A 23,663-nucleotide genomic window follows, 5' to 3' on the forward strand; every position below is an offset into this window, starting at 1 on the left:
CCCGACCGGGGTCGGGCGCCACCAGGGGTGGACCCGCCCGCGAGGGCCGGTCCGTTGCAGCATTACAGGGTACGCGGTACTTCGATGCGCTCGAAGCACTCGATCTGGTCGCCCGGCTTGACGTCGTTGTAAGCCTTCACGCCGATACCGCATTCGGTACCGTTGCGGACTTCCTCGACGTTTTCCTTGAAGCGACGCAGCGATTCCAGCTCGCCTTCGAACACCACCACGCTGTCGCGCAGGACGCGGATCGGCTTGCTGCGCTTGACCACGCCTTCGATGACCATGCAGCCGGCGACGGCGCCCAGCTTGGAGCTGCGGAAGACATCGCGGACCTCGGCGATACCGATGATCTCTTCGCGGATCTCCACGCCCAGCAGACCGGAGGCCACCTGCTTCACCTGATCGATCACGTCATAGATGATCGAGAAGTAACGCAGGTCCACGCCGTTGGATTCGATGATGCGACGGGCCGAAGCATCCGCACGCACGTTGAAGCCGATGACGGTCGCCTTGGAGGCGGCAGCCGAATTGGCGTCCGACTCGGTGATGCCGCCCACGCCGGAGTGGATCACGTTGATGCGGATGTCGTCGTTGGACAGCGCGACCAGGGCCTGGCTCAGCGCCTGCACCGAACCCTGCACGTCGGCCTTGATGACCAGGTTGAGGACCTGCTGGCCCTCACCCTTGCCCAGGGTTGCCATGATGTCTTCCATCCGGCTGCCCGCCGTGGCGACCAGGCGCGACTCGCGGCGCTTGGTCTCACGCTGCTGGGCAACGTCCTTGGCCAGACGCTCGTCCTCGACCACCACGAAGTCGTCACCGGCTTCCGGCACGCCGGACAGGCCCAGGACCTGCACCGGGATGGACGGGCCGGCGAACTCCGGCTGCTTGCCGGTTTCGTCGAACAGCGCTCGCACGCGGCCGTACTGGATGCCGCACACCAGGTAATCGCCCTTCTTCAGGCGGCCCTGCTGCACGAGCACGGTGGCGACCGGGCCGCGGCCCTTGTCCAGCGACGATTCAATCACCACGCCGGACGCGCGGCCTTCATCGACAGCCTTCAGCTCCAGCAGTTCGGCCTGGATCGAGATGGCGTCCAGCAGGTCGTCGATGCCCAGGCCGGTCTTGGCCGAGATCTCCACCATCTGGGTGTCGCCACCGAAGTCTTCGGCCACGACCTGCTCGGTCAGCAGTTCGTTCTTGACCCGCATCGGATCGGCGTCGGACTTGTCGATCTTGTTGATTGCCACGATCAGCGGCACGCCGGCGGAACGGGCATGCTGGATCGCTTCCTTGGTCTGCGGCATCACGCCGTCATCGGCAGCGACCACCAGCACCACGATATCGGTCAGCTTGGCACCGCGGGCACGCATCGAAGTGAAGGCTGCGTGGCCCGGGGTATCCAGGAAGCTGATCACGCCCTTCGGCGTATCCACGTGGTACGCACCGATGTGCTGGGTGATGCCGCCGGCTTCGCCGGTGGCGACCTTGGTGCGGCGGATGTAATCCAGCAGCGAGGTCTTGCCGTGGTCGACGTGGCCCATGATGGTGACCACCGGCGGGCGCTGCACGGCTTCGCCCTGGTTTTCACCGGTCGATGCCAGCAGTGCGTCTTCGGCGTCGTTGTCGTTGGCACGGATCGCCTTGTGGCCGAGTTCCTCGGTCACCAGCGCCGCCGTGTCGTGGTCGATGGACTGGGTGATGGTGGCCATCACGCCCATCTTGAACAGCGCCTTGACCACCTCGCCGCCCTTCAGCGCGAGCTTCTGCGCCAGGTCGGCCACGGTGATCGTGTCGCCGATCGCCACTTCACGCACGACCGGTGCGGTCGGACGTTCGAAGGCATGCGGACCGGCGTTGCTGCCACCGCGCGACATGTCGCGACGGCCGCCGGCCTGGTTCCGGCCGCCCGGACGACCACGGGTCGTGCTGTTGCTGTTGCCACGACGTGCACGGTCGGCGGCCGACAGGTGCATCTGGCCGGAGAAACGATCGCCCGGGCCACGCTCGTTGCGCGGCGCGCTGCGGTTGTTGCGGTCCTCGCTGCGTGGCGGAGCGCCACGCGGGGCAGCCGGGGCTGCGGCCGGGGTACGCGGCGGACGCGGTGCGGTTTCGTCGATCGGAGCGCGCGTCTTCGGCTGGCTGGCGGCCAGCGCCTCGGCGGCCTTGGCGGCAACCGCTGCTTCCTCTGCAGCCTTCTTCTCGGCTTCGGCACGCTCCTTGGCGGCAATCTCTTCCTCGCGTGCACGGACGATGGCCTCGTCGCGCAGACGGTCCTTCTCGGCCAATGCCTGCTGTTCGGCGAGGTTGCGGGCGCGCGACTCTTCCAGCTTGCGCAGGATGTCGGCGCGCTCTTCGTCCGGAGTCATCGCACGACCACCATCGGACTTGACGTAGGTACGCTTCTGGCGCACCTCGACATTCACGGTCGTCTTGCTGCGACCGGAATTGACCGTCACTTCCTGCTGTTTACGGCGGTTGAGGGTGATCTTCTTTGCAGACTGATCGGTCTCTTCCGGCGCCTGCTCGGGCTTGCCGTGCGAACGACGAAGGAAGCCCAGGAGCTTCACCTTCTCGGTGCTGGTCACCACCTGGTCGGGACCGCTGAACTTCATGCCGGCACCGGCCAGCTGTTCAAGCAGTTTTTCGACCGGTGTGTTGACCAGTTCGGCAAGCTTGCGGATGGTGGTTTGCTGCGACATTCGGATCCTATGATCTTGTGGGCGCCCCCCCGCATCTGGAGGTGGCGCGGATTCTACGCCCTGAGCGGCTCAGGGCCCTGTTCATTGCCGGCTCATTCGCCGCGTTCCAGTCGGGCGATCTCCTCGGCACGCGCGGCCAGGATCAGCGCGGCGGCGCGCTCCTGGTCCAGCCCTTCGATGCCGAAGTCCACGACCTCGTCGGCGGCCAGGTCGGAGAGATCCTCGCTGGTGCGCACGCCGTGGCCGGCCAGCGCATACGCGGTGGCTTCGTCCATGCCCTTCAGGGACAGCAGGTCCTGCGCCGGCTGGCCGTCTTCAAGGCCTTCCTCGACTGCCAGGGCCTCATTGAGCAGCGCATCGCGGGCACGAGCGCGCAGCTCTTCGACGATATCCTCGTCGAAACCTTCCACGGCCAGCAGTTCGCCGACCGGGACATAAGCGATTTCCTCGACGGTGCCGAAGCCTTCGCTGACCAGGATGCCGGCGATCTCCTCGTCCACTTCCAGCTTGTCCATGAACAGCTGGCGGGCCGAAGCCTGCTCGGCCTCCGACTTGGCGGTGACCTGGTCCTGGGTCATCACGTTGAGCTGCCAGCCGGTCAGGCGGCTGGCCAGGCGCACGTTCTGGCCACCCTTGCCGATCGCCTGGGCCAGGCGGTCCTCGGCAACGGCCAGATCCATCGAGTGCTTGTCCTCATCGACGATGATCGACTGCACCTCGGCCGGCGCCATCGCATTGATGACGAAGTTGGCCGGGTTGTCGTTCCACAGCACGATATCCACGCGCTCGCCATTGAGCTCGTTGGACACCGCCTGCACGCGCGAACCGCGCATGCCGATGCAGGCACCGATCGGATCGGTGCGCTGGTCGTGGGCCAGCACGGCGATCTTGGCGCGGTCGCCCGGATCGCGGGCACAGGCCTTGATTTCCACCAGGCCCTGACCGACTTCCGGCACTTCCAGCTTGAACAGCTCGATCATGAACTCCGGCGCGGCGCGGCTGATGAACAGCTGCGGGCCACGCGGCTCCGAGCGCACTTCGGCCAGGTAGCCGCGGACGCGGTCACCGGCGCGCAGCACGTCGCGCGGAATGCCCTTGTCCTTCGGGATGAAGCCTTCGGCGTTGCCGCCGAGGTCGACGTAGATGTTGCCACGCTCGGCACGCTTGACCACACCGGTGATCAGCTCGCCGACGCGGTCCTTCCATGCGTCCACGACCTGCTGGCGCTCGGCTTCGCGAACGCGCTGCACGATCACCTGCTTGGCGGCCTGGGCGGCGATGCGGCCGAAGTCCGGGTTCTCGATCTGCTCTTCGATGTAATCGCCGACGTCCACGCCCTCGGCTTCATCGATGGCGTCCATCAGGCGGATCTGGCGGTCGGGCGACTCCATGACCACGTCATCAGCCACCACTTCCCAGCGACGGAAGGTTTCGTAGCTGCCATCCTTGTGGTCGATGACCACGCGGGTCAGCACTTCCTCGTCGGGATAGCGCTTCTTCGCTGCCGAGGCCAGGGCGGCCTCGATGGCATCGAAGATCACTTCACGCGGCACGCCCTTCTCGTTGGCGACCGCGTCGACTACCAGCAACAGTTCCTTGCTCATTGGCTCACTCCGCGCGCGGCTTCTTTGCCGCCGGCTCGTTGGAAGAAGAATTCTTGTTCGGCTTCGGACGCTTCGGTGCCGGACCGGTCGGCTTGCTCGGGGCCAGCCCCAGCGCCACCCAGTCGGGCAGGATCCTTGCCTTGTCGATGTTGTCCGCCGACACGACCACTTCGGCCTTATCGACGATCAAGGTGATGGTGCCCGCAGCCTCGTCGGTCGCTTCGATACGGCCCTGCAGGCGACGTCGGTTGTCCTGCGGCAGCTTCAGGGTGACCTTGGCCGACTCCCCCAGGTGGCGAGTGAACTGCTCCAGGTTGAACAGCGGACGATCGACGCCCGGCGAGGACACTTCCAGCGTGTAGTTGCCGCTGATCGGGTCTTCGACGTCCAGCTGCGCCGACACTTCGCGGCTGACCCGCTCGCAGTCGTCGACATTGATGATGCGCTCGGGCTGTTCAGCCAGCGGCACGTCGATGTAAAGGCGCAGGGTCGCACCGCCGGGGGCCGGCAGATACTCAACGCCCAGCAGCTCCAGGCCCAGCGACACAACGGTCGGGGCGAGCAGATTCGCGATGTCGGTTGCCTTGTCGCTCACAGCCTGCCTTGATCTCTTGGTTGGGTGCCGGCCATGGCCGGCATGAACATGACGCCCCGGAAACGACAAAGGGCCCGCAGGGCCCCTTTTTCCGGAAAGACTCCGGTGACTGGATTCCGGTTGCAGCACGCCGCGAAGGCATGTTGCGAGCCCTCCTTCCGGGTGAGGTCTCCCCAGGGGAGCGCCGCCTTCAGGGGTACTGCTTAGGCCGATGATGATAGCGGCTGCACCGCGCTGGTGCAAGGCAGGGACCCGGGTCAGATCCCTCTTCCACGGAAAAAGGGATCTGACCCCGAACACATGGAAAGCACACAGACCTCAAAGAAAAACGCCTTCGAAGCAGGACTTCGAAGGCGATCTCTTTACTTGGTAGCGGGGGCAGGATTTGAACCTGCGACCTTCGGGTTATGAGCCCGACGAGCTGCCAGACTGCTCCACCCCGCATCAGAAGCGGAATCATGAGGCATAGCTGCAATAAATGCAAGCTTTCCCTCATTCATCAAGCCGGATGGCGCCGGCCTGATGTTGGTAGCGGGGGCAGGATTTGAACCTGCGACCTTCGGGTTATGAGCCCGACGAGCTGCCAGACTGCTCCACCCCGCACCGGAAGTGTTTGAGCTGCTGCCCCACCCTGACGAGGGGGATGTCGCAACGATGTTCTGGCTGAACCGCTGCAGTGACAACTCAGGCTGCGCATATTACACGAATCGCGCAGCTTTGTGTCAACTTTTATGCAAGATGCGCAAAAGCCTGCTGGCACCAGACCATGATCGGGTTCCAGGCCAGGCCCAGGGCCAGCAGCGCCAGCGCGTTCACGCCCAGCACCAGGCCCAGCACGCGATCGTTGCCGCGCGGAATGGCCTCGCCCACCGGCTCATCGAAGTACATGACCTTGATGACCCGCAGGTAGTAGAAGCAGCCGACCACTGCGCACAGCACGCCGAGGATCGCCAGCCACAGCAGGCCGCCGTTGACGGCCGCACCCAGCACCGCCAGCTTGGTCCAGAAGCCGAGGAACGGCGGAATGCCCGCCAGCGACGCCATGATGCACAGCACCAGGCCGGCCATCCACGGGTTGCGGGCGTTCAGGCCCTTGAAGTCCTCGATGTTCTCGGCCTCGAAGCCGGCACGCGACAGCGCGATGATCGCGCCGAAGGCAGCGGTGGACATGATGGCGTAGGCCAGCGCATAGAACAGCGCGGCAGCGTAGCCCTGCGAGCCACCACCGGCGATGCCCATCAGCAGGAAGCCGATGTGCGAGACGGTGGAGAACGCCAGCATGCGCTTGAGATTGCTCTGCGCAATCGCCATCAGGTTGCCGATCACCAGCGATACGGCGGCCAGGCCGGCGATCAGCAGCTGCAGCTCGGTCGACAGCGGACCCACGCCCATTTCCAGCAGGCGATAGGCCATGCCGAACGCAGCCAGCTTCGGTGCCGAGCTGATGAACAGCGCGATCGGCGCCGGCGCACCCTGGTAGACGTCCGGCAGCCACATGTGGAACGGTGCCGCGCCCAGCTTGAAGGCCACGCCCGCGATCATGAACACCGCGCCGGTGATCAGCAGCACGCGCTCTTCGGAATGCGGGATGGCATCGCGGATCACGTCCAGGTGCAGGCTGCCGGTGGCGCCGTAGATCAGCGACATGCCATACAGCAGCAGGCCGGAGGCAAGCGAACCGAGCACGATGTACTTCATCGCCGCTTCCGAGGCCAGGCCGCTGTCGCGGTTGCTGGCCACCAGCGCATACGAGCACAGCGCCAGCAGTTCCAGGCCCAGGTAGACCATCAGCAGGCTGCCGGCCGAGACCAGGATCATCATGCCGGCCGTGCCGAACAGGATCAGCACCGGGATCTCGCCCTGGAACAGGTTGCGGTCGCGCAGGTAGCGCCAGCCGTACACAAGGGTCAGGCCGCTGAGCAGCACGATCCCGGTCTTCATCACGTCCGCGGCGGTATCGCGCACGAACATGCCATGGAAGACCTCTCCCTGCCCGCCCACGCCGGTCGCCAGCATGAACAGCACGACGGCCAGTGCAGCAACCGAGAACAGGTGGGTGACGATCTTGTTCCGCTCGCTGACGAACAGGTCGAGGATCATCAGGGCGAAGGCGCTGCCGATCAGCACCAGCTCGGGGGCGAGCGGAGGCAGGTCAGCAGCGGTCAATGGCAGCAGCGGCGAGGTGGTCATCATCAAATCCTGGAATTACAGCAGCTTGCTGGATGCGATCTGCATCGCCAGCTTCGCGATCGAGGGCTCCATCAGGTCGGTCAGCGGCTTGGGGTAGATGCCCAGGGCAAGCACGCCGATGGCGAACACGCCCAGCACCAGCCATTCGCGGCCGTTGATGTCCTTCAGTTCGGCGACATGGCTGTTGGCCACTTCGCCGAAGAAGATGCGCTTGTACAGCCACAGGGTATAGGCCGCACCGATGATCAGGGTGGTGGCCGCGCCCAGGGCGATCCACGGGTTACGCTGGAAGGCGGACAGGATGACCATGAACTCGCCGACGAAACCGCTGGTGCCCGGCAGGCCCGCATTGGCCATGAAGAACAGCATGGCGAAGGTGGCGAACCAGGGCATCACATTGACCACGCCGCCGTAATCGGCGATGCGGCGGCTGTGCATGCGGTCGTACAGCACGCCGACGCAGGAGAACATCGCACCCGACACGAAGCCGTGCGAGATCATCTGCACCATCGCGCCCTGCAGGCCCAGGCGGGCCGCATCGACGTTGCCGGCTTCACGCACCAGCCACAGGGCAATGAAGGTACCCAGGGTGACGAAACCCATGTGCGCGATCGACGAGTACGCGATCAGCTTCTTCATGTCGTCCTGGACCAGGGCGACCAGGCCAACGTAGATCACCGCGATCAGCGACAGCGCGATCACCAGCCAGGCCCACTCCAGCGAAGCATCCGGCACGATCGGCAGGTTGAAGCGCAGGAAGCCGTAACCACCGATCTTCAGCGCGATGGCGGCCAGGATCACCGAACCGGCGGTCGGCGCTTCCACGTGCGCATCCGGCAGCCAGGTGTGCACCGGGAACATCGGCACCTTGACCGCGAAGGCGATCAGGAAGGCGAAGAAGATCCAGGTCTGCTCCTTGGCCGTCAGCGGCAGCGCGTACAGATCGGCCAGCTGGAAGCTGCCGCCCTTCATGTACAGGTAGATCAGCGCCACCAGCATCAACACGGAGCCGAGGAAGGTGTAGAGGAAGAACTTCAGTGCGGCGTAGATGCGACGCGGGCCACCCCAGACACCGATGATGAGGAACATCGGGATCAGCATCGCTTCGAAGAACACGTAGAACAGCATCGCGTCCGTCGCGGCGAAGATGCCGACGGTGACGCCTTCCAGGATCAGGAAGGCCGCCACGTACTGGTTGACGCGCTTGTCGATCGCGCTCCAGGCACCGATCAGGGCAAGCACGCTGACCAGGGTGGTCAGCAGGATCAGCGCCACGGCGATGCCGTCCACGCCCAGGTTGTAGCCGATCTTGTACGCCGGGATCCACGCATGGGTCTCGACGAACTGCAGGCCATCGATGCCCGGGTTGTAGCCGCCCAGCAGCGAGAGGCTCGCCACGAAGGTCAGCACCGCCACGCCCAGCGACGCCCAGCGGGCGGTCTGCGCATCACGGATCGCAAGGATCAGGGCACCACCGATGATCGGCAGCCAGATGAGGACACTGAGTAGAGGCCAGTTCGACACGTCTTCTTATTCCGTACAGGTCATCAACGCAGGTAATGCATCAGCACGCCCAGCAGGGCAATCAGGCCGATGATCATCGCGAAGGCGTAGTGATAGAGGAAACCGGATTGGGTACGACGCAGCACGCCGGCTGCGACGTCCACAACACGTGCCGAGAGATTGACCACGCCGTCGACGATGTTGCTGTCGATCCAGCGCGAGACCCTGCCGAGCTTGACGCTGCCACCGGCAAAGCCATCGATCCACAGCTTGTCGAAGCCGTACTTGTTTTCCAGCACCGACACCAGCGGGGCGAAGGCCTTGCGTGCCTTGCCCGACAGGTCCGGCTTCCACAGGTAGAACAACGCGGCCAGCAGGAAGCCCGCCAGGGTCAGCCAGAACGGCGGCAGCATCATGCCGTGCAGCGCGAACGCCACCGGGCCATGGAACTCCTCGCCGAGGAACGCCACGGTGTTCTTGGCCGGATCGTAGAAGTCGACGATGCCGGTGAAGAACGTGGTCGCCTGGCCCTTGATCGCCTCATGGGCGTGGTGGCCGGCCCAGTCGGTGCCGTGCAGCATCGGACCGATGCTGAAGAAGCCGATGGCGATCGACGGGATGGCCAGCAGGATCAGCGGCAGGGTCACCACCCACGGGGTCTCGTGCGGCTCGTGCGCGCCGTGCCCATGACCGTGGTCGTCATGGTGGGCGTCGGCATGGTGCGCATCAGCGGCATGGTGATCGTCATGGCCGTGGCCATGATCGTCATGCGCGTCGCGGAAGCGCTCCTTGCCATGGAAGGTCATGAACAGCAGGCGGAAGCTGTAGAAGCTGGTCACCAGGACGCCGCCCAGCACCGCCCAGTAGCCATAGGTGGCCACCCAGCTGCCCTGGATATGGGCATGGATCTCGGCGGCCTCGATGATGGTGTCCTTCGAGTAGAAACCGGAGAAGAACGGCGTACCGACCAGGGCCAGGGTACCGATCCACATGGTGATGAAGGTGATCGGCATGTACCTGCGCAGGCCGCCCATCTTGCGCATGTCCTGCTCGTGGTGCATGGCGATGATGACCGAACCGGCGCCGAGGAACAGCAGCGCCTTGAAGAAGGCGTGGGTCATCAGGTGGAACACGGCAGCCGAATAGGCCGAAACACCCAGCGCCACGGTCATGTAGCCCAGCTGCGACAGCGTCGAGTACGCGACCACGCGCTTGATGTCGTTCTGCACGATACCGATCAGGCCGGTGAAGAAGGCCGTGGTGGCACCGATGAACAGGATGAAGTCCAGCGCGGTCTGCGACAGCTCGAACAGCGGCGACATGCGGGTGACCATGAAGATACCGGCGGTCACCATGGTCGCGGCGTGGATCAGCGCCGAGATCGGCGTCGGGCCTTCCATCGAATCCGGCAGCCACACGTGCAGCGGGACCTGGGCCGACTTGCCCATGGCGCCGATGAACAGGCAGATGCAGATCAGGGTGGCGATCGACCAGATCACCGGCTCGTTCAGCAGCTGCATCCCGAACAGGGTGCCGTCCCAGATCTGCAGCTGGGCGCGCGGGTCGGCCAGCATGCTGGCCTGCGAGAACACCTCGGAGTAGTCCAGGGTGCCGAACACCCACAGCACGCCGGCGATACCCAGCAGGAAGCCGAAGTCACCGACGCGGTTGACCAGGAACGCCTTCATGTTGGCGAAGATCGCGGTCGGGCGCTTGAACCAGAAGCCGATCAGCAGGTACGACACCAGGCCCACCGCTTCCCAGCCGAAGAACAGCTGCAGGAAGTTGTTGCTCATCACCAGGGTGAGCATCGAGAAGGTGAACAGCGAGATGTAGCTGAAGAAGCGCTGGTAGCCCGGATCGTCCTGCATGTAGCCGATCGTGTAGATGTGGACCAGCAGCGACACGAAGGTCACCACCACCATCATCATCGCGGTCAGCTTGTCGACCATGAAACCGACGTGGGCCGAGTACTGGCCGACTTCGAAGAAGGTGTAGACGTTCTGGTTGAACGGCTGCGCCCCGCCCCACAGCAGCTGGTAGAGCGTGTACATCGACAGGCCGCACGCAACCGCAACGCCGAGGATGGTGATGGTCTGCGCGCCGAAGCGCTTGACCTGGCGACCGAACAGGCCGGCGATGATGCTGCCGAACAGCGGTGCAAGCACCACTGCGATCAACAGACTCTTGGAGAGAGTGATTTCCATCTGTGGATCAGCCCTTCAGCGAATCGACTTCGCCGACATTGATCGTGCGGCGGGTACGGAACAGGGTCACCAGGATCGCCAGGCCGATGGCGGCCTCGGCAGCGGCGACGGTCAGGATGAAGAACACGAACAGCTGGCCGGATGGATCGCCCAGCTGGCGCGAGAATCCGACGAAGTTGATGTTCACCGACAGCAGCATCAACTCGATGGACATCAGCAGCACGATGATGTTCTTGCGGTTGAGGAAGATGCCGGCAAGGCTGATGCAGAACAGCACCGCGCCCAGCGCCAGGATATGGCCCAGAGTGATCATGCCTTGGTCTCCTCTTCGCCCGCCGCAGGCGTGCTGTTGCTGTGCACCACCGGCTGCTCGGCACTCATCTTGACCACGCGCAGGCGATCGTGCGCCTTGACCATGGTCTGCTGCGTCGGGTTCTGGGTCTTCAGGCCTTCGCGGCGACGCAGGGTCAGCATCACCGCGGCCACCACGGCCACGGTCAGGATGACGGCGGCAAACTCGAACGGCAGCAGGTACTCGGTGAACAGGCTGCGGGCCAGCCAGGTGACGTTGGACGTGTCAGCGGCCAGAGCGGCGGCATTGTCGGCCGGGAACGGGTTGACCGCCCTGCCCTTGACGCCGATCAGCATCAGCATCTGCACCAGCATCGCCACGGCCACGACCAGGCCCACCGGCAGGTAACGCACCCAGCCCTCACGCAGGTTCGACGGATCGATGTCAAGCATCATCACCACGAACAGGAACAGCACCATCACCGCGCCGACGTAGACCAGCACCAGCGCCACACCGAGGAACTCGGCGCCCACCAGCAGCCACACGCAGGCAACGGAGAAGAAGGTCAGCACCAGGCACAGAACGGCGTGCACGGGGTTGCGCACGCTGATCACCGCCGCGGCGGAGATGCCGGCCACGATGGCGAAGACCCAGAAAGCGATATTTACCCAATCCATCTCTCGACCTCAGCGGTAAGCGGCATCGGCGGCGCGACGCTCGGCGATCTCGGACTCGAGACGGTCGCCCAGGGCCAGCAGCTGCGGCTTGGTAACGATGTTTTCGCCACGATTCTCGAAGTGGTACTCGAGGATGTGGGTTTCGACGATCGAGTCCACCGGGCAGCTTTCCTCACAGAAGCCGCAGAAGATGCACTTGAACAGGTCGATGTCGTAGCGGGTGGTGCGGCGGGTGCCGTCCTCGCGCTTGGCCGAATCGATGGTGATGGCCAGCGCCGGGCAGACCGCCTCGCACAGCTTGCAGGCGATGCAGCGCTCTTCACCGTTGGGATAGCGGCGCAGCGCATGCAGGCCACGGAAGCGCGGCGACTGCGGGAACTTCTCCATCGGGTACATCATCGTGTACTTCGGCCTGACGCTGTACTTCAGCGTCAGCCAAAGGCCGGCCAGCAGTTCGAGCAGCAGCAGGCTCTTGAAGTAATGGGTAATCCTGTTCATCACTTTAGACGCCCTTTTGAATCACGCCGAAGAACACCATGACGGCGGTGACCGCGATCCAGAAAATGGTCAGCGGAATGAAGACCTTCCAGCCCAGGCGCATGATCTGGTCGTAGCGGAAGCGCGGGAAGCTGGCACGGAACCAGATGTAGGCACTGGCGAAGAAGAACACCTTGACGAACAGCCACGGCGCGCCACCCTTCCAGATCCAGTCGACCAGCGGCGACACAGTGCCCGGATCGACCCAGCCCTGGATCGGGCTCAGCCAGCCACCGAGGAAGAAGATCGAGATCAGGAAACTGATCAGGATCATGTTCGCGTACTCGGCCAGGAAGAACAGCGCGAACGCGCCGCCCGAGTACTCGACCATGTGGCCAGCGACGATTTCCGACTCGCCTTCCACCACGTCGAACGGCGCACGGTTGGTCTCGGCCACGCCGGACACCCAGTACACGACGAACAGCGGGAACAGCGGAATCAGGAACCAGTCGAAGAAGCCGGAACTGCCGGCCTGGGCCATCACGATGTTGCTCAGGTTCAGGCTGCCCGAAGCGATCATGACGCCGACCAGGGCGAAGCCCATCGCGATTTCGTAGCTGATCATCTGCGCCGAGGCACGCATCGCACCCAGGAACGCATACTTCGAGTTGGACGCCCAGCCGGCCAGGATGATGCCGTAGATGCCCAGCGAGGTCATCGCCAGCAGGTACAGCAGGCCGGCATTGGCGTTGGACAGCACGATCTGCGAATCGAACGGAATCACCGCCCAGGCCGCGAACGCCGGGGCCAGGGTGATCAGCGGTGCCAGCAGGTAGATCGCCTTGTTGGCGTTGCTCGGCTGGACCACTTCCTTGAACAGCAGCTTGAAGACGTCGGCGAAGGCTTGGAAGATGCCCATGCCCACGTACATCGGGCCATGGCGGACGTGCATCCAGCCGATCAGCTTGCGTTCCCAGACCACGTAGAAGGCCACCGAGACGATCACCGGTACGGTGATCACCAGGATCTTCAGGATGATCCAGAGCAGCGCGCCGATGTCACCGAGGCCGAGCAGCCACTGGTGCAGCGGATCGACCGCGTTCAACAGCAATTCGTTCATGCAGCCACCACCGTTACGCGAGCGGCACCCAGCGGCGCGGTCGCGCCGTGGCCCGATTCAATCCAGACCGAACCCGCAGCGACGCGGGCGTCGACCACCACCGGCAGGGTGGCGCGACCGGCATCGGTGCCGACCTTGGCCATCTGCCCTTCCTGCAGCTGCAGGCGTGCGGCATCTTCCGTGTTGAGGACGATGCGCGGGGCGTTGTTCAGCGGATGCGACTGCAGCGCCGGAGCGCGGCGGACCACGGCATCGGTGCGGTAGATCGCCGCCGTCGAGGCCACTTCCAGGCCTTCGCCTGCAACGGCCGGCTGGGCCGACGCAGCCACGGTGACCGATACCGGTGCCAGGCTGGCACGCAGGCCCGCCAGATCGATGAAGTCGAAACCGGCCACCGCCAGCTCACCGCCCAGCGCACGCAGGACGCGCCAGCCTTCACGGGCCTCGCCCGGCAGCTTGCCACCGGCACGGGCCGACTGTTCGCGGCCATCGAGGTTGGTCAGGGTGGCGTCGATTTCCGGCAGCGCACCGATCGGCAGGATCACATCGGCGACGTCGCGGGTCGAGGCGCAGGCGAAGTGGCTGAACGCCACGACTTGGGCACCGGCCAGTGCCTTGCGCGCGGCGGGCGCATCGGCAAAGTCCAGGCCCGGCTCCAGGCCGTACACCACGTAGGCCTGGCGCGGCTGCGCCAGCATCGCGGCGACGTCCCTGCCGGCCGGCAGCACGCCCGCACGGGTCAGGCCGACGGCGTTGGCGCCCTGCGGAATGCGGCACAGGCGGGCACCGGTGGCGGTGGCGAAATCACGCGCGGCGGCGCGGATCGCGGCAGCCTGCGGGTGGTTCTCGGCGATGGCGCCGACGATCAGCACGGTGTTGTTGCCACCCTGCACCGCCGAACGCAGCTCGGCATTGGCCAGGGCATCGACGAACTGCGAAGGCGCGACGATCTGCTTGCCGGCGATGCTGAAGGCGAAGTCGAAGTCGACCGGGTTGACGACGTGGATCTTCGCGCCGTTCTGGGTCTGCGCCTTGCGCAGGCGGGCATGCAGCAGCGGCAGTTCATGGCGGATGTTGCTGCCCAGAACCACGATGCGGTCAGCGCCTTCGATCTCCGCCAGCGGCAGGCCGAACACTTCGGCGGTGGCGGCGTCGGAGAAATCGCGGTTGTTGATGCGGTGATCGATGTTGCCCGAACCCAGACCCTTGGCCAGGCGCGCCAGCAGAGCGCCCTCCTCGTTGGAGGTCGACGGGTGCACCAGCACGCCCAGGGTGTCGCCCTGGTTCGCCTTGAGGATGTCGGCGGCAGCGGCCAGGCCTTCGGCCCAGCTCACTTCCTTCCACTCGCCGTTGACCTTGCGCAGCGGCTTGACCGCACGGTCTTCGCTGTACAGGCCCTGGTGCGAGTAGCGGTCGCGGTCGGACAGCCAGCATTCGTTGACCGCTTCGTTGTCGCGCGGCACCGAACGCAGCACTTCACCGCGGCGCACATGCAGGAACAGGTTCGAACCCATCGCGTCGTGGTAACCCAGCGACTCGCGCGCGGTCAGCTCCCACGGACGGGCACGGAACTGGAACACCTTGTTGGTCAGCGCGCCGACCGGGCAGACGTCGACGACGTTGCCGGACAGTTCGGTGGTCAGGGGCTTGCCGTCGTAGGTACCGATCTGCAGGTTCTCGCCGCGGTACATGCCACCCAGTTCATAGGTGCCCGCCACTTCGGCGGTGAAACGGACGCAGCGGGTGCACTGGATGCAGCGGGTCATCTCGGTGGCGACCAGCGGACCCATGTCCTCGTCCGGGACCACGCGCTTGCGCTCGTTGAAGCGGCTGACCGAACGGCCATAGCCCAGCGACACGTCCTGCAGCTCGCACTCGCCGCCCTGATCGCAGATCGGGCAGTCCAGCGGATGGTTGATGAGCAGGAACTCCATCACCGAGCGCTGGAACTTCAGCGCCTTCTCGCTGCGGGTGGCGACCTTCATGCCGTCCATCACCGGCGTGGCGCAGGCGGGCGCCGGCTTCGGCGACTTCTCCACGTCCACCAGGCACATGCGGCAGTTGGCGGCGATCGGCAGCTTCTCGTGGTAGCAGAAGCGCGGAATCGGAATGCCGGCCTTGTCGGCGGCCTGGATGATCATCGAACCCTTGGGCACGACCAGGGACTTGCCATCGATCTCGATGGTCACATGATCCGGTGGCACGTTCGGGTTTACGGGTTGCGCGCTCATGCGGCGGCTGCCTCCACCTTCTTGCCGTCAACCATCGAATGACCGTTGACGATGTAGTACTCGAATTCGTCCCAGAACTGGCGCAGGAAGCCCTGGATGGGCCATGCCGCCGCTTCGCCGAACGCACAGATGGTGTGGCCTTCGATCTGGCCGGCCACCGCCTTCAGCTGGTGCAGGTCTTCCATCGTGGCCTTGCCGGCGACGATGCGCTCGAGCACGCGGTGCATCCAGCCGGTGCCTTCACGGCACGGCGTGCACTGGCCGCAGGATTCCTTGTGGAAGAACTGGCTGATGCGGCAGGCGAACTTGACGCAGCACACGCTGTCATCCAGCACCACGACCGCCCCGGAACCCAGGCCGGAGCCCAGCGCACGGATGGTGTCGTAGTCCATCGGCAGGCCCTTCAGCTCCGCCGCGGTGAGCACCGGCATGGAGACGCCGCCCGGAATCGCACCCTTCAGGGTACGGCCCGGGCGCAGGCCACCGGCCATTTCCAGCAGCTCGTCGAAGGTGGTGCCGAGCGGCACTTCAAAGTTGCCGCCGTTCTGCACGCAGCCGGAGACCGAGAAGCACTTCGGGCCGCCATTGGCGGTCCGGCTCAGGCCCTTGAACCACTCCGGACCGTTGCGGATGATCGCCGGCACCGAGCCGTAGGTCTCGGTGTTGTTGATCGTCGACGGCTTGCCGTACAGGCCGAAGTTGGCCGGGAACGGCGGCTTGTAGCGCGGCTGTCCCTTCTTGCCTTCCAGCGATTCCATCAGCGCGGTTTCTTCGCCGCAGATGTAGGCACCGGCACCGAGAGCACCGTAGATGTCGATGTCCACGCCTGAGCCCAGCACGTTCTTGCCCAGCCAGCCGTTCGCGTAGGCGTCGGCCAGGGCCTGCTCGAAGTGCTCGAAGGGCTCGTGGTGGAACTCGCCGCGCAGGTAGTTGTAGCCCACGGTCGAACCGGTGGCGTAGCAGGCGATCGCCATGCCTTCCACCACCGAATGCGGGTTGTAACGCAGGATGTCGCGATCCTTGCAGGTGCCCGGCTCGGATTCATCCGAATTGCAGAGGATGTACTTCTGCATGTTGCCCTTGGGCATGAAGGACCACTTCAGGCCGGTCGGGAAGCCTGCGCCACCGCGGCCGCGCAGGCCAGAGGCCTTGACCATCTCGATGACCTGCTCCGGCGGGATCTTCTCTTCGAGGATCTTGCGCAGGGCAGCGTAGCCACCGGTCTTGAGGTAGCTTTCGTACGACCACGGAGTGTCGTAATGCAGGGTGGTGTAGACCACCTGGTGCGGCAGCGGCGCGGGACCGACCGGGCCCTTGGATTCGTGGTGATGTGCCATGCCCTTACTCCAGCCCGTCCAGCAGCTCGTCGACCTTTTCCAGGGTCAGACGCTCATGGTAGTGACCGTTGATGACCATCATCGGCGCACCGCCGCAGCCGGCCAGGCACTCTTCCTCGCGCTTGAGGTAGACGCGGCCGTCCGGGGTCGATTCGCCGTGCTTGATGCCCAGCTTCTTCTCGCAGTGGCGCACGATGTCCTCGGCGCCATTGAGCCAGCAGCTGATGTTGGTGCAGATGGCCACGTTGTTGCGGCCCACCTTCTCGGTCTCGAACATCGAGTAGAAGCTGGCGACCTCGTAGGCCCACACCGGCGGCAGGTCCAGGTACTTGGCCACGCCGGCGATCAGCTCGTCGGTCAGCCAGCCCTCATTCTGCTCCTGGGCCGCATGCAGGCCCTGCAGCACGGCAGAGCGCTTGCGGTCCGGCGGGAACTTGGACAGCCAGTGATCGATGTGAGCGCGGGTCTTGTCGCTCAGCACCACCATCGGGTCGACGTCGCGCGCCGCCTCGAAATTACCTGTCGCCTTCATCGGCCGACCTCAGCGAAATGCATAACGTGAAATTCCAGGAACTGCGGCGCCGGCTTGCGCCGGCTGCCTGCAGCAGGCGTTGGCGTGGCAGACGGCATTACCGGTCAACCTCGCCGAACACCAGATCGTAGGTACCGATCATCGCCACCACGTCGGCCAGCATGTGGCCGCGCACGATCGAGTCGATCGAGGACAGGTGGGCGAAGCCCGGCGCACGCAGGTGCACGCGGAAGGGCTTGTTGGCGCCGTCGGAAACCAGGTAGCAGCCGAACTCGCCCTTCGGGGCCTCCACCGCCGAGTAGGTCTCGCCGGCCGGCACGCAGTAGCCTTCGCTGAACAGCTTGAAGTGGTGGATCAGCGCTTCCATGTCGTCCTTCATGTCCTCGCGGCTGGGCGGAGCGACCTTGAAGTTCTTGACCATGACCGGGCCGGGGTTGGCCTTCAGCCATGCCACGCACTGCTTGATGATGCGGTTGGACTCACGCATCTCGGCGACGCGGACCAGATAACGGTCGTAGCAGTCGCCTTCCTTGCCCAGCGGAATGTCGAAATCAACGGCATCGTACTTGGCATACGGACGCTTCTTGCGCAGATCCCAGGCGATGCCCGAGCCGCGCAGCATGACGCCGGTCATGCCCCACTGGTGCGCCAGTTCCGGGGTGACCACGCCGATGCCGACGGTGCGCTGCTTCCAGATGCGGTTGTCGGTCAGCAGGGTTTCGTACTCGTCGACGCGACCCGGGAACTCATTGGTGAAGTTCTCCAGGAAATCCAGCAGCGAGCCCTCGCGCGAAGCATTGAGCTGCTTCAGCGCCTTGCCCTTGTGCCAACGGGATTCCTTGTACTTCGGCATGTGGTCCGGCAGGTCGCGGTAGACACCGCCCGGACGGTAGTACGCCGCGTGCATGCGCGCGCCGGAAACCGCTTCGTAGCAGTCCATCAGCTCTTCGCGCTCGCGGAAGGCATACAGCATCACCGCCATCGCGCCCAGGTCGAGCGCGTTGGAACCCAGCCACATCAGGTGGTTGAGGATGCGGGTGATCTCGTCGTACATGGTACGGATGTACTGCGCACGCTCCGGCGCCTCGATCCCCATCAGGGTCTCGATCGCGCGCACGTAGGCGTGCTCGTTGCACATCATCGACACGTAATCCAGGCGATCCATGTAGCCGATCGACTGGTTGAACGGCTTGGACTCGGCCAGCTTCTCGGTACCACGATGCAGCAGGCCGACGTGCGGGTCGGCGCGCATGATGGTCTCGCCGTCCATCTCCAGAATCAGGCGCAGCACGCCATGCGCGGCCGGATGCTGCGGGCCGAAGTTCATGGTGTAGTTGCGGATTTCCTGCCGGCTTTCGGCGGCATTGCTGGCGAACGCTTCGCCGGCCTGGTGTACGTGGCTCACTTCACTGCCTCCTGCGCGCGCTCGCCGGCTGCGGTCTGCAGACGGGCGTCGTCGCGGATCACGCGCGGCACGCCGACACGCGGCTCAACCGAGGTGACCGGTTCGTAGATCACGCGCTTCTTTTCTTCGTCGTAGCGCACTTCGACATTGCCGATCAGCGGGAAGTCCTTGCGGAACGGATGGCCGACGAAACCGTAGTCGGTCAGGATCCGGCGCAGGTCCGGGTGGCCTTCGAAGATCACGCCATACAGATCGAACGCTTCACGCTCGAACCAGTTCAGGCCCGGCCAGATGCCGGTCAGCGAGGACACCACCGGCAGTGCTTCGTCAGGTGCGAAGCAGCGCAGGTGCATCATCAGGTTGTGCTGGTACGAGCGCAGCTGCGCCACCACGGCAAAGCGCTGGGTCGGCATGTGCTGCGGGCGAGCGCCTTCGGCACTCTCTTCGCTGGGGAACTCGCCCCACGCGAAGCGGCCCTGCGCCTTGCCCTCGACGCCGCGGCTGAAGCCGTGCGAGGACACGTCGGCGGTGTCCCATTCGTCGGAGCCATAGCCCAGGTAGTCCACGCCGCAGAGGTCCACGGCCTGCTCGAAACCAAACTCGTCACGCAGCGCCAGGGCGGTGGCGTGCCACTCGGCGGCAGGCACTTCCAGCGTCACTTCGCCGCGGGGTTCGACCACGATGACCTTCGCACCAGCGAAACGTGCGGAGAGTCGGTCGATGAAGGATGCTTGCTCTGCCATGGGGGCTTGGCGCGCTCTTGTCAGGTGAAGGGGTCAGCGGGCGATGGTCTGTGTACGCCAGATCTTCTTCTGCAGCTGCAGGATCCCGTACACCAGCGCCTCGGCGGTCGGCGGGCAGCCCGGGACGTAGACGTCCACCGGCACCACGCGATCACAGCCGCGCACGACAGAATAGGAATAGTGGTAATAACCACCGCCATTGGCACAGCTGCCCATGGAGATCACCCACTTGGGGTCGGGCATCTGGTCGTAGACCTTGCGCAGTGCCGGGGCCATCTTGTTGACCAGCGTACCGGCGACGATCATCACGTCGGACTGGCGCGGCGACGGGCGGAACACCACGCCGTAACGGTCCAGGTCCAGGCGCGCGGCGCCGGCGTGCATCATCTCCACGGCACAGCAGGCCAGGCCGAAGGTCATCGGCCACATCGAGCCGGTACGCGCCCAGTTCAGCAGGGCGTCGACGCTGGTGGTGACGAAGCCTTTTTCCAGCAGGGGATTGTCGCCTTCCGGCCGCAGGATGTCATCAACCCGCCCTTCCGGGGTCGGATTGTTCATCAGGCCATCGAGCGTCTGAATCACTCCCATTCCAGCGCTCCCTTCTTCCAGACGTAAATGAAACCGAGGAACAGCATGCCGACGAACAGGCCCATGGTGACCAGCGAACGGGCACCCAGCTCCATGAAGACCTGGGTCCACGGCACGATGAAGATGATTTCCAGGTCGAAGACGATGAACTGGATCGCGATCAGGTAATAGCGCACATCGAACTTCATGCGCGCGTCTTCGAACGCCTCGAAGCCGCACTCGTACGGCGAGAGCTTTTCCAGATCAGGGCGGCGGGGACCGAGGAGTCGGCCGACCAGCATCAGCACGACGCCGATACCGGTGGCAACGATCAGAAACAGCAGAGACGGCAAATATTCGGCCAGCACAGCGATTCTCTCTTGCCTCTGCCGCTGCGCCTGCAGGCGCTTTGGCATGGGGGAGTGGACGGGAATCGCCCTGGCGCATTGCGCGCCAGGTGAACCCGCTTTACTTACAAATGGTGCCCAAGAGGGGACTCGAACCCCTACGACTTGCGTCGCTACCACCTCAAGGTAGTGCGTCTACCAATTCCGCCACCTGGGCAAACGATCACATCAGACTATCTTCCCGATGCGCCGCGTATTGTAACCGGCTTCAGTCTTTCTGGGAGCCTTCCGACGGCTTTTCTTCACCAGAAACCGAAGATTCCGCCTGAGCCGGCACAGTCGCCGCCGGAACCGGGGCTGCCGGGACCTCATCGGCCTTCGGAACGGCCGGCAGTTCGCCTGCAGGGGCGGCCGGAGCGCTGGCCGCCGGGGCGGACATCAGACCCAGGTCCTGCTCGGCGGCAGGACGGCTGCCGTGGCCGGCATACCAGGCCATGAAGAGACTGATGCCGAAGAACACCACGGCCAGCCACTTGGTCGACTTGGACAGGAAGTTCGAGGCGCCACGCGCACCGAACACCGTTCCCGAGGCACCGGCACCAAAGCCCGAACCAGCCGCTGCGCCCGAGCCACGCTGCATCAGGATCAGCGCGATCATGGCTACGGCAACCAGCACGTAGACGACATTGAGGATCAACATCAGCATTGGAAATCCGCCCTCGGACAATACTTCTAGGATTTAGTTCGCGGCCGCCGCCTTCGCGATGGCCAGGAAGTCCGCGGCCACCAGGGAGGCGCCACCGACCAGCCCACCATCGACATCCGGCTGCGCGAACAGTTCCCCGGCATTGTCGGGCTTCACGCTGCCGCCGTAAAGAATGGGCAGTGAATCAGCAATTCTAGCATCGATGCGCGCGACTTCGCCACGGATGAACGCGTGCACCTGCTGCGCCTGCTCCTTGCTCGCGGTGCGGCCGGTGCCGATCGCCCAGACCGGCTCGTAGGCGACCACGGCGCTGGCGAAGCCGTCGGCACCGACGAGATCCAGCACCGGCGCCAGCTGGCTGGCGATGACCGATTCGGTCTGTCCGGCCTCGCGCTGCTCCAGGGTCTCACCCACGCACAGTACCGGCACCAGGCCGGCATGCAGGGCAGCGGCGAACTTGCGGGCAACCAGTTCGCTGCTCTCGTGGTGGTACTGGCGACGCTCGGAATGTCCAACCAGGCCGTAACGGGCACCGACCTCGTGCAGCATGGCCGCGCACACTTCGCCGGTATAGGCCCCCTTCTCGTTGCTGCTCACGTCCTGGGCACCGAAGGTCATGCCGGTCGCGCCGAACTCCTCGACCAGCTCGCCCAGGTACGGCAGCGGCGGCAGGATGACGACATCGACCCCGTCCAGCGGCAGCCCCGCAGCCACCTGCCCCAGCAGTTCATTGGCGAATTGACGGCTGCCATGCAGCTTCCAGTTTCCGGCGACGATCTTGCGGCGCATGAGCGGGTGGCTCCTGTGTGAAGTCAGCCGGTCATGATACCCGTTACGGCAAAAATCCGTTTCCGTGTAAGCGGTTACATGGATTTCCAGCCAACGGCGCGGCCCCTCGTGGCGGGGTGGGGTTGGTCGCGGGGAGCCCCGGGTAGTTGATCGGCCTGGCCGGGCGGGCGGGACTGCGCAGGGGACGCTGCAAGTACGTCCCTGTAAGCTCGATCGCCGCATCCATGCGGCTCACGCCCCTGCGCAGCCCCACCCGCCCGGCTTCTGACACATTCCGGCGGTTCCGCCCGCCACGGAAAGAGAAAAGAAGATCAAAGGCAAAAGCGGCGTTGCAGGTGACTACCGGGGTCAGATCCGGATCTGACCCCTGCCCCACCCCGGTGCGACAGATCTCATCCATCCGTCACCGGGAAACTGTCGAAGGCGGGGAGGTGTCGGATGGCGGGGTGTCCGCGGCATGGATGCCGCGGCCAAGCCCCCAGGGATGGGTTTACGGCGTCCCCGCCATCCGACGCCTCCCCGCCTCCCCAAGGAACATCCCAGAGCCGCTTTGGCTTTGGCTCGCCGGGCACGGCCCGGCGCTACCCGTAATGGAAAGGCCGCCTCGCGGCGGCCTTTTCATTACTTCAGCTTGATCTCGCGCAGGCGTTCCTCGAGGAAGCCGTGGGCGGTGATCGGCTCCGGATACCGGCTCGGGTTCTCCGGGGTGATGCAGGACGGCAGCACGTCGATCAGGAAGTCCGGGTTCGGGTGCAGGAAGAACGGCACCGAGTAGCGCGGCTGGCGGGCCAGCTCGCCCGGGGGATTGACCACGCGATGGATGGTGGAGGGATACACGTGATTGGTCAGGCGCTGCAGCATGTCGCCGATGTTGACCACGATGGTGTCCGCATCCGAGGTGAAAGGCACCCACTTGCCATCGTGCGACTGCACCTCCAGGCCCGCCGCACTGGCACCGACCAGCAGGGTGATGAAGTTGATGTCGCCATGCGCACCGGCACGCACGTTGGGAATGTCGTCGGTGGTGATCGGCGGGTAATGGATCGGGCGCAGGATCGAGTTGCCGAAATTGGTCTTGTCGGCGAAGAAATCCTCCGGCAGGCCGATGTGCAGCGCCAGCGCCGACAGCACGCGCGACCCGAGGTTGTCCAGCGCCTGGTACAGGCCGTAGCCCCGCTCACGGAAGCCCTCGACCTCGGTCGGCCACAGGTTCGGCGGCATCACGTCGCGGTACCTGGAGTCGTCGCCGATCTCCCGGCCGATGTGCCAGAACTCCTTCAGATCGAAGTGCTTGGACCCCTTCGCGGTTTCCACGCCGAACGGGGTATAGCCACGTGCACCGCCCCCGCCGGCCACGTGGTACTTCCGCTTGATCTCCTCCGGCAGGGCGAAGAAGGCCTTGAAGACATCGTAGGCCGCGTCGATGTCGGCCTGCGGAATGCCGTGGTTGCGGATGCCCGCGAATCCCCATTGGCGATAGGCCGCCCCCAGCTCGGCCACGAAGGCCTCGCGGTCGCTGTCAAAACGGGTGATGTCGAGGGTCGGGATCTGGCTCACAGCGGTTCCTGGCTTGTCATTGGGTCTGGAGGGCCGCCGCATTCAGGGCCCACCTGAACATTGTGACAGATCGCCCGCA

General features: G+C 64.8%; 20 protein-coding genes and 3 tRNA genes. All 23 read right to left on the reverse strand.

The window, feature by feature from the left end; genetic code table 11:
* Positions 1-62 precede the first annotated feature (62 nt).
* Entirely contained in the window at positions 63-2,705 is a 2,643-nt protein-coding gene (infB, locus tag ACZK08_RS13710) for a translation initiation factor IF-2 (protein WP_065181857.1), read from the reverse strand.
* 92 nt (positions 2,706-2,797) lie between these two features.
* Positions 2,798-4,309, reverse strand: coding sequence for a transcription termination factor NusA (gene nusA, locus ACZK08_RS13715; RefSeq protein WP_053518673.1), 1,512 nt, complete (start codon positions 4,307-4,309; stop codon positions 2,798-2,800).
* A gap of 4 nt (positions 4,310-4,313) precedes the next feature.
* Positions 4,314-4,904 carry a ribosome maturation factor RimP gene (gene rimP / locus ACZK08_RS13720; RefSeq protein WP_065181856.1) on the reverse strand — a complete coding sequence of 197 codons (591 nt, stop codon included), beginning with the start codon at positions 4,902-4,904 and terminating at the stop codon, positions 4,314-4,316.
* A 367-nt stretch (positions 4,905-5,271) separates the two neighbouring features.
* A tRNA-Met gene (locus ACZK08_RS13725) sits at positions 5,272-5,348 on the reverse strand.
* A gap of 82 nt (positions 5,349-5,430) precedes the next feature.
* Positions 5,431-5,507, reverse strand: a tRNA-Met gene (locus ACZK08_RS13730).
* Positions 5,508-5,633: 126 nt separating this feature from the next.
* On the reverse strand, positions 5,634-7,094 hold the full coding sequence (nuoN, locus tag ACZK08_RS13735) for an NADH-quinone oxidoreductase subunit NuoN (protein ID WP_065181855.1): 1,461 nt from the start codon (positions 7,092-7,094) through the stop codon (positions 5,634-5,636).
* Positions 7,095-7,109: 15 nt separating this feature from the next.
* Positions 7,110-8,618, reverse strand: a complete 1,509-nt coding sequence (locus ACZK08_RS13740) for an NADH-quinone oxidoreductase subunit M (RefSeq protein WP_053519919.1) — start codon at positions 8,616-8,618, stop codon at positions 7,110-7,112.
* A gap of 23 nt (positions 8,619-8,641) precedes the next feature.
* Positions 8,642-10,804 (reverse strand): NADH-quinone oxidoreductase subunit L, encoded by a 2,163-nt coding sequence (nuoL, locus tag ACZK08_RS13745; protein WP_053519918.1) that lies wholly within the window; start codon positions 10,802-10,804, stop codon positions 8,642-8,644.
* A 7-nt stretch (positions 10,805-10,811) separates the two neighbouring features.
* Positions 10,812-11,117: an NADH-quinone oxidoreductase subunit NuoK gene (nuoK, locus tag ACZK08_RS13750; RefSeq protein ID WP_053519917.1), complete on the reverse strand. Its 306-nt coding sequence runs from the start codon at positions 11,115-11,117 to the stop codon at positions 10,812-10,814.
* The gene (locus ACZK08_RS13755; RefSeq protein ID WP_053519916.1) at positions 11,114-11,773 is read right to left on the reverse strand and encodes an NADH-quinone oxidoreductase subunit J; all 660 of its coding nucleotides are present in this window, start codon (positions 11,771-11,773) and stop codon (positions 11,114-11,116) included. Before ACZK08_RS13755 ends, nuoK begins: the two co-directional genes overlap by 4 nt.
* Positions 11,774-11,782: 9 nt before the next feature.
* Entirely contained in the window at positions 11,783-12,271 is a 489-nt protein-coding gene (gene nuoI / locus ACZK08_RS13760) for an NADH-quinone oxidoreductase subunit NuoI (RefSeq protein ID WP_053519915.1), read from the reverse strand.
* A 4-nt stretch (positions 12,272-12,275) separates the two neighbouring features.
* Positions 12,276-13,370, reverse strand: a complete 1,095-nt coding sequence (nuoH, locus tag ACZK08_RS13765) for an NADH-quinone oxidoreductase subunit NuoH (protein ID WP_053519914.1) — start codon at positions 13,368-13,370, stop codon at positions 12,276-12,278.
* Positions 13,367-15,601: an NADH-quinone oxidoreductase subunit NuoG gene (nuoG, locus tag ACZK08_RS13770; RefSeq protein ID WP_065181854.1), complete on the reverse strand. Its 2,235-nt coding sequence runs from the start codon at positions 15,599-15,601 to the stop codon at positions 13,367-13,369. Before nuoG ends, nuoH begins: the two co-directional genes overlap by 4 nt.
* Complete coding sequence (nuoF, locus tag ACZK08_RS13775; RefSeq protein WP_065175540.1) at positions 15,598-16,938, reverse strand: NADH-quinone oxidoreductase subunit NuoF; 1,341 nt, start codon at positions 16,936-16,938, stop codon at positions 15,598-15,600. Before nuoF ends, nuoG begins: the two co-directional genes overlap by 4 nt.
* 4 nt (positions 16,939-16,942) lie before the next feature.
* Positions 16,943-17,470 (reverse strand): NADH-quinone oxidoreductase subunit NuoE, encoded by a 528-nt coding sequence (nuoE, locus tag ACZK08_RS13780; RefSeq protein WP_006381132.1) that lies wholly within the window; start codon positions 17,468-17,470, stop codon positions 16,943-16,945.
* 97 nt (positions 17,471-17,567) lie between these two features.
* Entirely contained in the window at positions 17,568-18,875 is a 1,308-nt protein-coding gene (locus tag ACZK08_RS13785) for an NADH-quinone oxidoreductase subunit D (RefSeq protein ID WP_065181853.1), read from the reverse strand.
* Positions 18,872-19,618 (reverse strand): NADH-quinone oxidoreductase subunit C, encoded by a 747-nt coding sequence (locus ACZK08_RS13790; RefSeq protein ID WP_065181852.1) that lies wholly within the window; start codon positions 19,616-19,618, stop codon positions 18,872-18,874. The genes ACZK08_RS13785 and ACZK08_RS13790 overlap by 4 nt, the downstream gene beginning before the upstream one ends.
* 33 nt (positions 19,619-19,651) lie before the next feature.
* Positions 19,652-20,206 (reverse strand): NuoB/complex I 20 kDa subunit family protein, encoded by a 555-nt coding sequence (locus tag ACZK08_RS13795; protein ID WP_005410463.1) that lies wholly within the window; start codon positions 20,204-20,206, stop codon positions 19,652-19,654.
* Positions 20,197-20,553: an NADH-quinone oxidoreductase subunit A gene (locus tag ACZK08_RS13800; protein WP_053519909.1), complete on the reverse strand. Its 357-nt coding sequence runs from the start codon at positions 20,551-20,553 to the stop codon at positions 20,197-20,199. Before ACZK08_RS13800 ends, ACZK08_RS13795 begins: the two co-directional genes overlap by 10 nt.
* 111 nt (positions 20,554-20,664) lie before the next feature.
* Positions 20,665-20,749 (reverse strand) — tRNA-Leu (locus ACZK08_RS13805).
* Between the two features lie 51 nt (positions 20,750-20,800).
* On the reverse strand, positions 20,801-21,238 hold the full coding sequence (gene secG / locus ACZK08_RS13810) for a preprotein translocase subunit SecG (RefSeq protein WP_065175541.1): 438 nt from the start codon (positions 21,236-21,238) through the stop codon (positions 20,801-20,803).
* A 33-nt stretch (positions 21,239-21,271) separates the two neighbouring features.
* Positions 21,272-22,027 (reverse strand): triose-phosphate isomerase, encoded by a 756-nt coding sequence (gene tpiA / locus ACZK08_RS13815; RefSeq protein WP_053519907.1) that lies wholly within the window; start codon positions 22,025-22,027, stop codon positions 21,272-21,274.
* Between the two features lie 621 nt (positions 22,028-22,648).
* A complete protein-coding gene (locus ACZK08_RS13820; protein WP_053520081.1) occupies positions 22,649-23,626 on the reverse strand; it encodes an isopenicillin N synthase family dioxygenase in 978 nt (325 codons plus the stop codon).
* Between the last annotated feature and the right edge of the window lie 37 nt (positions 23,627-23,663).

The sequence above is a fragment of the Stenotrophomonas sp. 112478_Sma genome (assembly GCF_056479905.1).

What these genes read in the sequence shown, in the direction of transcription:
- infB (WP_065181857.1), bottom strand. Translation starts at nt 2,705, where the DNA reads ATGTCGCAGCAAACCACCATCCGCAAGCTTGCCGAACTGGTCAACACA.
- nusA (WP_053518673.1), bottom strand. Translation starts at nt 4,309, where the DNA reads ATGAGCAAGGAACTGTTGCTGGTAGTCGACGCGGTCGCCAACGAGAAG.
- nuoN (WP_065181855.1), bottom strand. Translation starts at nt 7,094, where the DNA reads ATGACCACCTCGCCGCTGCTGCCATTGACCGCTGCTGACCTGCCTCCG.
- nuoL (WP_053519918.1), bottom strand. Translation starts at nt 10,804, where the DNA reads ATGGAAATCACTCTCTCCAAGAGTCTGTTGATCGCAGTGGTGCTTGCA.
- nuoK (WP_053519917.1), bottom strand. Translation starts at nt 11,117, where the DNA reads ATGATCACTCTGGGCCATATCCTGGCGCTGGGCGCGGTGCTGTTCTGC.
- ACZK08_RS13755 (WP_053519916.1), bottom strand. Translation starts at nt 11,773, where the DNA reads ATGGATTGGGTAAATATCGCTTTCTGGGTCTTCGCCATCGTGGCCGGC.
- nuoI (WP_053519915.1), bottom strand. Translation starts at nt 12,271, where the DNA reads ATGAACAGGATTACCCATTACTTCAAGAGCCTGCTGCTGCTCGAACTG.
- nuoH (WP_053519914.1), bottom strand. Translation starts at nt 13,370, where the DNA reads ATGAACGAATTGCTGTTGAACGCGGTCGATCCGCTGCACCAGTGGCTG.
- nuoG (WP_065181854.1), bottom strand. Translation starts at nt 15,601, where the DNA reads ATGAGCGCGCAACCCGTAAACCCGAACGTGCCACCGGATCATGTGACC.
- nuoF (WP_065175540.1), bottom strand. Translation starts at nt 16,938, where the DNA reads ATGGCACATCACCACGAATCCAAGGGCCCGGTCGGTCCCGCGCCGCTG.
- nuoE (WP_006381132.1), bottom strand. Translation starts at nt 17,470, where the DNA reads ATGAAGGCGACAGGTAATTTCGAGGCGGCGCGCGACGTCGACCCGATG.
- ACZK08_RS13790 (WP_065181852.1), bottom strand. Translation starts at nt 19,618, where the DNA reads ATGGCAGAGCAAGCATCCTTCATCGACCGACTCTCCGCACGTTTCGCT.
- ACZK08_RS13795 (WP_005410463.1), bottom strand. Translation starts at nt 20,206, where the DNA reads ATGGGAGTGATTCAGACGCTCGATGGCCTGATGAACAATCCGACCCCG.
- secG (WP_065175541.1), bottom strand. Translation starts at nt 21,238, where the DNA reads ATGCTGATGTTGATCCTCAATGTCGTCTACGTGCTGGTTGCCGTAGCC.
- tpiA (WP_053519907.1), bottom strand. Translation starts at nt 22,027, where the DNA reads ATGCGCCGCAAGATCGTCGCCGGAAACTGGAAGCTGCATGGCAGCCGT.
- ACZK08_RS13820 (WP_053520081.1), bottom strand. Translation starts at nt 23,626, where the DNA reads ATGCGGCGGCCCTCCAGACCCAATGACAAGCCAGGAACCGCTGTGAGC.